The organism is Candidatus Binatus sp. (assembly GCF_030646925.1).
GTDB lineage: Bacteria > Desulfobacterota > Binatia > Binatales > Binataceae > Binatus.
This window is the reverse complement of the sequence record NZ_JAUSKL010000042.1, coordinates 67,337-76,826: the sequence shown is the minus strand read 5'-3', so window position 1 is coordinate 76,826 and position 9,490 is coordinate 67,337. Positions and strand designations below refer to the sequence as shown.

General features: G+C 57.9%; 8 protein-coding genes. 4 read left to right on the top strand and 4 right to left on the bottom strand.

The genetic code is table 11. The features are described from left to right. Window positions 1–132: 132 nt before the first annotated feature. Genes Q7S58_RS07205 through Q7S58_RS07195 form a run of 3 tightly spaced genes read right to left on the bottom strand, consistent with a single transcriptional unit; the run spans window position 133 to window position 3,210 of the window. Window positions 133–1,026: a VOC family protein gene (locus tag Q7S58_RS07205; RefSeq protein ID WP_304822695.1), complete on the bottom strand. Its 894-nt coding sequence runs from the start codon at window positions 1,024–1,026 to the stop codon at window positions 133–135. Between the two features lie 24 nt (window positions 1,027–1,050). Continuing rightward, entirely contained in the window at window positions 1,051–2,394 is a 1,344-nt protein-coding gene (locus tag Q7S58_RS07200) for an LLM class flavin-dependent oxidoreductase (protein ID WP_304822693.1), read from the bottom strand. Window positions 2,395–2,415: 21 nt separating this feature from the next. Continuing rightward, window positions 2,416–3,210 carry an alpha/beta fold hydrolase gene (locus tag Q7S58_RS07195; protein ID WP_304822690.1) on the bottom strand — a complete coding sequence of 265 codons (795 nt, stop codon included), beginning with the start codon at window positions 3,208–3,210 and terminating at the stop codon, window positions 2,416–2,418. 384 nt (window positions 3,211–3,594) lie between these two features. Between Q7S58_RS07195 and Q7S58_RS07190 the strand changes: the two genes are divergently transcribed. From Q7S58_RS07190 to Q7S58_RS07175, 4 genes are read left to right on the top strand one after another with little or no spacing between them, the layout of a single operon-like run. After that, window positions 3,595–4,362, top strand: coding sequence for a bifunctional 2-polyprenyl-6-hydroxyphenol methylase/3-demethylubiquinol 3-O-methyltransferase UbiG (locus tag Q7S58_RS07190; protein ID WP_304822687.1), 768 nt, complete (start codon window positions 3,595–3,597; stop codon window positions 4,360–4,362). 43 nt (window positions 4,363–4,405) lie between these two features. After that, entirely contained in the window at window positions 4,406–5,596 is a 1,191-nt protein-coding gene (locus Q7S58_RS07185) for a nucleotide sugar dehydrogenase (protein ID WP_304822684.1), read from the top strand. Then, window positions 5,593–6,612, top strand: a complete 1,020-nt coding sequence (locus tag Q7S58_RS07180; protein WP_304822681.1) for an NAD(P)-dependent oxidoreductase — start codon at window positions 5,593–5,595, stop codon at window positions 6,610–6,612. The genes Q7S58_RS07185 and Q7S58_RS07180 overlap by 4 nt, the downstream gene beginning before the upstream one ends. Next, window positions 6,591–7,352 carry a glycosyltransferase gene (locus Q7S58_RS07175; RefSeq protein ID WP_304822678.1) on the top strand — a complete coding sequence of 254 codons (762 nt, stop codon included), beginning with the start codon at window positions 6,591–6,593 and terminating at the stop codon, window positions 7,350–7,352. The genes Q7S58_RS07180 and Q7S58_RS07175 overlap by 22 nt, the downstream gene beginning before the upstream one ends. Here the strand turns inward: Q7S58_RS07175 and Q7S58_RS07170 are convergent. Next, complete coding sequence (locus tag Q7S58_RS07170) at window positions 7,335–9,479, bottom strand: hypothetical protein (RefSeq protein WP_304822676.1); 2,145 nt, start codon at window positions 9,477–9,479, stop codon at window positions 7,335–7,337. The two genes, Q7S58_RS07175 and Q7S58_RS07170, sit on opposite strands and share 18 nt — an antisense overlap. Between the last annotated feature and the right edge of the window lie 11 nt (window positions 9,480–9,490).

The following is a 9,490-nucleotide window of genomic DNA, read 5'->3' as shown; positions in this document are numbered from 1 at the left end:
CAGGGCCGAATCGCTAATCAGTCAGACAGCGGAGTCGAGGGGCATCTCCTAAAGGCGAGCTTTCGCGAGCCAACGCCGCAGGCGTTCCCGAGGCGGAGCACAGCGGAGTCGAGGGGCATCTATAAAGTTATTCTAGTTGTCGCGCGGATCGTTCGGGAGCGAGCGCTCGGTGAATCCGATCGTCATCCCGAAAGCCTGGTCGGGGCCAAGCGTGATCGAATCGACACCCTCAGGATGCGCGCGCAGATGTTTCGATTTGAGAAACTCCGCTGCCTTGGCGAGATTGCGCGTCTTGAATGTCAGCGCGAAAAATCCTTCGCCATTGCGCTCGAGGTCCTGACCCTCCGGAGTATTCGACGAGGTCGGCTGCGCCAACTCGACGACCGTATCTTCCCCGACCGCGACAAACGCGCTCTGCTTGCGATTCGCCACGCTGCGCTCGTCGATTAGCTTCGCGCCGAGCACCTCGACGTAAAACTTCTTCGCCAGCGACACGTCTCTTACCACGGCCGTGATATGCGAGGCGCGCTCGATTCCGAGCGGATGACGTTCGCGCCAGTATTCGTTCGACCACGCCGGCTGCAGGCGCGGATCGATCGTGTTGGCGCCGATCACCGCGAACTCGAGTTGCCCGTGGGTTTCCTTCGGATGAGTCCACACCGCGAACTTTTCATTCGGCGGCGTCACGCGATTACCGGTGACGTCGAACAACCGCAGCCGATGCTGATCGAGATGCGTCGAGATTTGCGCAACGTCATCGACGTACCACGCGATCGAATGCAGATGCTGTCCGAAGCGATCGTGAAACCGCTTGACCGACTGATTGCGAAGATTGGCGACGCGCGCCGGCGTCATCGGCTCCATGATGACTTCGCCGATCGCGATCAGCGATGCGTCGCGGCCGGCCGCCTTCGCGTACCCGTGATAGAACCGGGTAACGGCGAAAACGTCGTCGTAAAATTTATCCACCTGACCCAGGTCACTCACGACCTGGGTCAGATGAAACAGCTTGCCGATTCTGAACATGCTCTCCGTTGGGGCCGCGCCGCGCTATGCGGGCATCGAGGCGAGCCCGTCCGGATGCGCCACGCTCTCAGGCTTGCGCCCCGACGCGAGCGGCACCGAGCCCGGCGCGCGCTGGAACGGATCGACGAGTCCGAGTTCCTTTCCCATCTCGCGCATCGCGGGTATAACGTCGCGGCCGAGCATCTCGAGGCACTTGACTCGATCCTTGTAGCCCACCGGTCCGTCGAGCCAGAACGAGAAGATTCCCGGCCGCAAGACCTCGAGCACCTTGCGCAGCCGCGGAATCACGTAGTCGGGCGTGCCCGCGATCATCTGCAAGTTGCGCCTGCTTTCATCGTACCGCGCGTAAACACCGTCGCGCAGTTCCTTGAGTTCCTCGTCGGTCTCGTTGCCACCGCCTTCATGGATCGGTTTGCCCGGCAGGTTCTCGGCCAATGGCAGCCGTGCGAGGCGGCGGGTCGCCTCTTTCGAATTGTATCCGGGCGGGAACATCCACTCGGGCCGCGCGAAATGCGCGAACGCGCCGCCGTACAGAAATCGTTTGCCGAGTTCTTCGGCGCGCTGCTGATTGTCGCTGACGAACACCGGCTGCAGATAACCGAAATTCTCCGGCCCCGCCTGGTAGCCTTCGCGCGCCGCCGCCTCGGTGTACATATTCCACATCTCGACGGTCGGCTCGAGTCGCGTCGCGAGCGCGATATACGGGAAGCGCTTCTTCGCGCACCACACTGCCGTGTCGGGACTGATCAGCCCGGGAATCCAAATCGGCGGATGCGGCTTCTGCAGCGGCAGCACCCACGGATTCACGAAGCGGAAATGAAAATGCTTGCCCTCGTAGCGGAACGGCCCCGGCTTGGTCCACGCCTTCAAGATGAAATCGACGCCTTCCTCGAAGTACTCGCGGTTGTAAGCGGGATTGGCGTTGTTGGCGAGCTGCTCGCTGCCGGCGCCACGCACCCATCCGGGCACCAGCCGCCCCTTCGAGATCAGATCGATCATCGCGAGCTCTTCCGCGAGCCGCAGCGCATTCGCGACCGTCGGCACCGGATTGCCCAGCAGCACGATCTTCGCCTTCTTGGTGGCTTTCGCCAGCACCGCCGCCTCGACGTCCATCACCGCGCCGAGGCAAAACGGCGTGCCGTGATGCTCATTGAGCATCAGCCCGTCGAAGCCGAGATCTTCGGAGTAAATCTTTTCGTCGAGGTACTCGTTGAGCAGCATCGATCCTTGCTGCGCATCGAAATTCTCGTTGGGCAAACCGAAAAAGCTGCGATTGCGGAGGATCTGATTCTCCAGCTTCGCGCTCCGTTCCGGTTCGGTTTCGGGATCGTAGTGATACTGCCGTTCGGTGAACCACATTATATGCATAGCCGTCCTCCGCTCGTTTCGTTATCCGAGAAAATTCTGCACTTCCTTGATGAACTGTTCCGATTTCTCCACTTCCGGCCGATGACCGCATCCGTCGAGCACCAACGCGCGCACGTTCTTCATCGACTTCTGATACACCTGGCACGCTGAAAGCGGCACCACCTGATCGTCGCGTCCCCACACTAGCAAGGTCGGCGCATTCGCAGTGCCGTCGAGCAGATGCGGCAGGCTCGGATTGAACATGTAGGGCTGCCATGCGAGCCGCGCCGTTTCCGCGCGCGCATCCTCGAACGCCTCGTATTGTTCAGGCGAAAGGCCGCCGTCGTAGAGTGCGCTGAACTCTTTCGAAGATTCATATTTAAGCACCGACTCGCGCAGATAGATCAGCGCCGGCACCGTGAACAGATCCTTGATCTCGCCTTCGGGCGGACGAATACCGGTCGGCGCGATCAGCACGATTTTCGAAAAGATCGCCGGATCGTTCGCCGCCATTTCAGCCGCAACCCATCCGCCAAGCGAAAAACCGATCACGTCGATCGGCGCGAGATTCTGCTCCCGCACGAAGCGCGCGATAAAGTTCCCCAAATCGCGGATGTTCATGATCCAGTCGGCCCTGGGAGTGCGCCCGTACCCGGGGTAGAGCGGCGTCACCAAAGTTCGCCGCTCGCTCAGCGCCTCGTTCCATTTCATCCAGCCCGGATATCCCAACTCTTCATGCAGTATGAGCACCGCCTTGCCCGATCCGCCCTTGAGCACGATTAGCTGATCTGCGCCGACCTTGTGCGTTTCTTCGCGTACAGACTGTTTCAGAGCCATTTCTACCTCAAGCCTGCGGCCATCAACTTGCCGGGCGTCGCCCTTCCCGGCATCAACATACCGATCGGATAATTGACGACTGTACTATCGATCTAGTCGACCGCATTCTGCAAGAGCAAGGAACGATTAATCTGGCGTCAAATCGCGGGCGCAAGCGAAAATGCTGAATTCCTATTGGCTGAGCGCCGCTTCCATCTTCGCGATTTCTTGCGCCGTCGCCGGTTGCGGCCCGCGAAATCGATGCCGCTGTGATAGCCGCCAATAAACCACCAGTATCGCGCCCAGGAGGAGCATCGCGAACAAGCGGCCTCAGCCCGCTGCGCACGATGAGCAGCTAGCCGGTGTAAGTCCACTGCGCCTGTAGCAATCCAAGCATGGAACTGAATGGCTGCGCGCGGGGCTTTAGTTCGTTTGCTGTTTCGCCTAGGATCGATTGCAGCGCCGGGTGATCAATTGACGAAATCGAACTCCGCGATCGATAGTAGCGAAGCTCGCCAGCTTGCACGGCTTTACCAGGCCCGTTTTTCCGAGACGGAAGTCGCGGCCAAGGACCGCGTGTGGGCCATCTTGTGCCATGACTTTTTCAGCCGCTATGTGGGGCCGCGCGATCGCGTGCTTGACGTCGCCGCCGGTTATTGCGAGTTCATCAACCACATCGAATGCGGGCACAAGGTGGCCCTGGATGCGAACCCGGACATAGCTCGCTACGCGGCTCCGGGCGTAAGCGTGGTCGTCGGCGACTGCCGCGATATGTCGGCCTTGCCGCCTGACTCATTCGACGTGGCTTTTGTCAGTAATTTCTTTGAGCACCTCGAAACCAAGCGCGACCTCGATACGGTCCTTACGCAAATTCTTGGTCGCCTTCGACCGGGCGGCAAGCTTCTCATCCTGCAACCCAATATTCGGTACCTCGGTTCGCGTTACTGGGACTTCTATGATCACTTCACTCCGCTTAGCCATCTCAGCATGCAGGAAGCACTGGTCAAGAATGGCTTTCGGATAGAACTAGCGATACCCAGGTTTCTTCCTTATACGTTCAAGAGCAGATTGCCGGCTGCAGGCTGGATGGTGCGCCTATACCTCAGGGTGCGACTCGCACAGTGGCTGATGGGCAAGCAGATGTTCATAGTTGCAACCAGGCCGGCTACTTGAACTGTCTGTTATGATGTATAGTCAACCTGGGAGGTCATGAATTGTGACCTATGACGTTTGCGTAATTGGCGGATGCGGCCACGTTGGCTTGCCGCTTTCGATCGCGTTCGCGATTCGCGGTAAGCGCGTCGCGATCTACGACATTGATCGCGAAGCCAGCAGACAAGTAAGCCGCGGCGAGATGCCCTTCATGGAGGAAGACGGCGAAAGGATGCTTCGCGAAGCTCTCGCCAGTGGCCGCCTGACAATTGGCGCCGATCCGCACGTCGTCTCGAATAGCGACGCGCTGGTATTGGTGGTAGGAACGCCTATCGACAGTCACCTGACACCGTCCTTCGAGGCTATCGACGACATCCTTAGATCCTTTAAGCCATATCTGCGAGACGGGCAGCTGATTATCCTGCGCAGCACCTTGTACCCGGGGACCTCCGCACGGATCGAGCGATGGCTGTCAACCCACGGCTTCAAGATCGACCTCGCAGTATGTCCGGAAAGAATCATGCAGGGCCGTGGACTCAGCGAACTGTTCGGCCTGCCGCAGATTGTGTCAGCCTTTAGCGCGGCGGGACTCGCCCGGAGCCGCAAACTGTTTTCCTCGCTCAGCAAAGAGATCGTTGAAATGCAGCCGCTCGAGGCCGAGCTGGCAAAGCTTTTTACTAATGCCTGGCGTTACATCAAATTTGCCGTCGCAAACCAGTACTACATGATTGCAACCGAGTTAGGTGTCGATTACGATGTTATCTATCACGGCATCACCCACAACTATCCGCGTTCAGCCGATTTTCCGCCGCCGGGGTTCGCGGCAGGTCCCTGTCTCTTCAAGGATACCATGCAGCTTGCTTCCTTTACCCAGAACAGCTTTTTTCTCGGCCATGCTGCGATGCTTGTCAATGAGGGACTTCCGCAGTTCATTGTCAATAGCCTCAGGAAGTCGGAACCTGACCTGGCTTTTAAAGTTGTCGGGATTCTTGGCATGGCCTTCAAGGCTGAAGTGGACGACGAACGGGATTCGCTATCTCATAAGCTAAGGAGCTTGCTGGAAATCGAGGCTGGCGGTGTGCTTTGTGCCGATCCTTACGTGCGCCGGCCGGGCCTGCTTCCGGCAGACACTGTCATCGACAGGTCTGACATCGTCATAGTCGCTACCCCGCACAAGGCTTACAAGAACCTGGACTTCGGCGACAAGCGGGTTATCGATATCTGGAACCTGCGCGGCCAGGGGCGGCGGCTATGAAGATTTGCGTCACTGGTTCAGCCGGATTCATCACCGGTTACCTGGTTGAAGATCTTCTGAAAGCCGGACATGCGGTGTTCGGAATCGATAATTATTCCAAGTACGGTGAGATTAGCCGTAGTTACGACAATCATCCGAACTATCACTTTGTAAGCGGCGACGCCAAGAACCTGGACTTACTTAAGTCGATAGTCGGTCAGGTCGAAGTGCTGGTCGCGGCGGCTGCCCGAATCGGCGGGATTTCTTACTTTCACGAGTATGCCTACGATTTGCTCGCGGAGAACGAACGAATCACTGCCGCCGCTTTCGACGCCGCCTTGTGGGCCCGTCGGGAGCGTGGTCTCAGGCGCATCGTGGTAATTTCGTCGTCGATGGTATTTGAAGGTGCGACCGTCTTTCCCACCCCTGAAGGCGCGCAACTGACCAGCCCTCCTCCTCACTCTACCTACGGCTTTCAGAAACTCGCCACTGAGTACTTCGCGCGCGGCGCCTGGGAGCAGTATCAACTTCCCTATACTATCGTCCGACCATTCAACTGCGTCGGAATTGGCGAGGGACGCGCGCTTAATGCCCCTATCATTTTGTCCGGCAACGTCAAGCTCGCGATGAGCCACGTGCTGCCCGATCTTGTGCTCAAAGTGCTCGAAGGACAGGATCCGCTGCACATTCTTGGAAGTGGAGAGCAGGTAAGGCACTACACCTATGGCGGTGACGTTGCTCTAGGAATCAGACTAGCGCTTGAAAGCGAGCGCACTATTAACGACGACGTGAACATCTCGACCGGCAAATCGACCACTGTGCTCGAACTGGCGGAACTGATCTGGAAGAAGATCAACGGCAGCAAGCCCTTCCGCTACGTGAACGACCCCGCTTATCCTTACGACGTCCAGGTGCGGATGCCTGATGTGCGGAAGGCGAGCGACTTGCTGGGCTTCAATGCCACGACTACTCTCGACGACGTACTCAACGAAGTTGTTCCATGGATCGAACTCCAGTGGAAGCAAGGCCGCATGTGATCGGCAAATTAAGCGTCGTCATTCCAGTTCGCAATGAGGCCGAAGGCATTCGATCGATGCTGGAATCTTTGCGCGACGCTTTTGGCAGGCCGGCCGAGTTACTCATCGTCTATGACGACGATACTGACTCGACTCTGCCGGTCGTTCGATCGATGACGCCCATGCCGGGATTGGAGTGCAGGTTGATACAGAACACTCTAGGTCGCGGCCCGGCCAACGCGTTGAAAACCGGTTTTGCAGCCGCGCGCGGTGATGCGCTGATTGTAATGATGGCGGATCGCAGCGACGACTTGCGCGCGTTACTGCCGATGCTCGCGCTTTTCGATCAAGGCTACGATCTGGTTTCCGGCTCCCGCTATATGGCAGGTGGCGAACAGATTGGTGGTCCGTGGCTCAAAGGCAAGCTATCTCGGATAGCTGGGTTGTCGCTTAATCTTGTTGGGCTTCCGACTCACGATCCCACGAACAGTTTCAAGCTCTATCGAACTAGCCGTCTTCGGGAGCTCCTGATCGAAGGAGGAGGCGGTTTCGAAATAAATCTTGAAATCATGGCCAAAGCTTTGCGCGCAAGATGGCGCATCGGTGAGGTTCCATCGCGATGGATCGATCGCACGACCGGTAGCTCGAACTTCAAACTCTGGCGATGGTTACCACGCTACCTGAAATGGTATAGCCGCGCCGCAGCGGAACTGATTCGCGGCAAACTGCGGAGTAGCGCGCAACTATCCGTGCGCTTCTGACGCAACCGCCCGCGGTGTCAGGTCGTGACGCCGATAGAGGCGAATTCTGCCTTCGTTGAAAATCTGATCGTAGCCGTTTAGCGGCAATGATAGTTCCGGTGGCGGATCGTTATGTACAACAACGTAGGCTGGAAACTTGGCGATAGCAGCCGGCAACATCGAGACTGGGCGCAGTCGGCCGCCGGCCGTCCCGCCCTGACCGAGGCCTGCAGCCGGTTTCACGACGTATAGGTCGTCGTCAATCCCGGTATAGACCGAGAACAGCAAAACGTCCTGCCACATGATTGTGTGAGAGGTAACGTGGACGATATGAGTCGCAGTGGTGATTCTGCCGGCCAGGATTTCATCGCGTAGCTTCTCATTTAGAGCTAGTTCGGGCGGACTTTGGGCCCAGCGAGTGTCAGGCGTGTCTCCCCACCATCCTTGCTTGGCAATCAGCCAGTCCACTGCCCACTGCTGCGCGATAGAATGTTGCATATAGCCGACGTCAAGATCCGGTCGCTGCAACCAGGGAAACATCAAGAACGCCAACAGCGCCATAAGTGCTAGCGGTTTCGAGCAGCACCGAAATAGCCAATCGAATCCGGCAGCCGCTGGAAATATCAGCAAATACGGATACCAATATTCGCCGATCTTATTTACGACATCGTCAAAGCCGAAAGCTTGCGCAGTGCCACCCGATGCGAACAAGTTCGTTCTTGCACAATATTCAACGAATCCAGCCCCCAGAAGCGCGGTTGCTATCGTCCATAGCTGATTCGAATGGTTCCGTTCGCAAAATACGATCATCAATCCGCTGACAGCCATCACAAGCAGCATCGGAAAGGCGTCAAGCAGACCGCCTAGCATCACCAACGGCCCGGGCCGCCACACCAAAAGAACAAGCATCATAGCTATCAACGCCGCGGGGACCCATTTCCCAAAGGTTGCACCGTCGCGAAGTCGCGCAGGCGGCAACCTTGCGGCGAGGCATACTATCCCGATGCCCGAGAGCTGCGAAAATGGCAGAATCGGATAAGGTAACTTCGCGCCTAGGCCGACAGCGAACTCCGGCACGGCGATCAGCAAGGCGCCCAGCAGGCAGACCGCTTTTGCGAATGCGTCCTCTCCATCACCCCTGAGAAGCTCGACGAATAGCGTGCTGAAAGCTGTCGCTATTGCGAGTCCTCCAATGATCGCATGAGAGGCGATTGCTGTTCCCAGCGCCAATCCCGCCAGGGCAGTTTTGATCGGCCTACGGTCAGGATCGATGAAGAAGGCCAGGCCCAGTGCGACTAGCGCGAAGGCGACCGCGGTCCCGCGCATAGTTTGCGCCCGCGAGAGTAGCGTGGCCGCGAATAGCAGCATCGATGCCATACCGCCTGCTGCGTCTCCCATCAGCGAGCGTCCGAGCCGATAGGTCGCAAAAATGATCAGACAAGACATCGGAACCAGCGCCGCCATCTCTGCGACCACCGCTAGCTTGGTGAAGCTGCCAATTGCCAACAGCGCATAGAACAGTTCGAGGCCGGGCGTTTGAGCGAGCGGCGTCCAGTAACCATAGGGATCGCTATCGAAAGGCAGGTACCTGCCAAATGTCACGATACGCTGCGCTGACGCCGGGATGCTGAGCACGTCCATGTAGGGCGGTATTGGAGAGCCAAGCTGCAACGGCAGCGATCCTATGGCCATAAGCACGCAGGCGAGCAGCGCGAGCTTCTGTCCGGTCGAAGGCGCTCTCAGCACGATAACCGGCGGATTCCTCCACAACCAGCCGATTGCCGCAAACACCATGAGCCAGATTGTCGCCGGCCTGAAGGCGCCTATCGGGCCCAGCAGGTTACCCGCAACGTAAGCAAAGATCCACGTTCCAGCCGCACCACCCAGCAATGCATCGCCTGATTCCAGTCCGGGATCGATATGCAAAATCATTAGCGATAGTATCGCTGTAGCTAATCCCCAGAAGGTCCAGACTCGAACAGCGGCCCATCCGGTCACGGGTAGGACACGGCTGAACCCGTTGAACGAGGTGCTCCAGGCGTAGTTGTAAAACGGTTCGTGGAGCGCTCTCATTGAAACCATTGCGAGGCAAATCAGTCCCGCTGCTACAAGTGCTACGCCAACGAAGCGCTTTGGTTTGAACGACACTTAATGTCCTT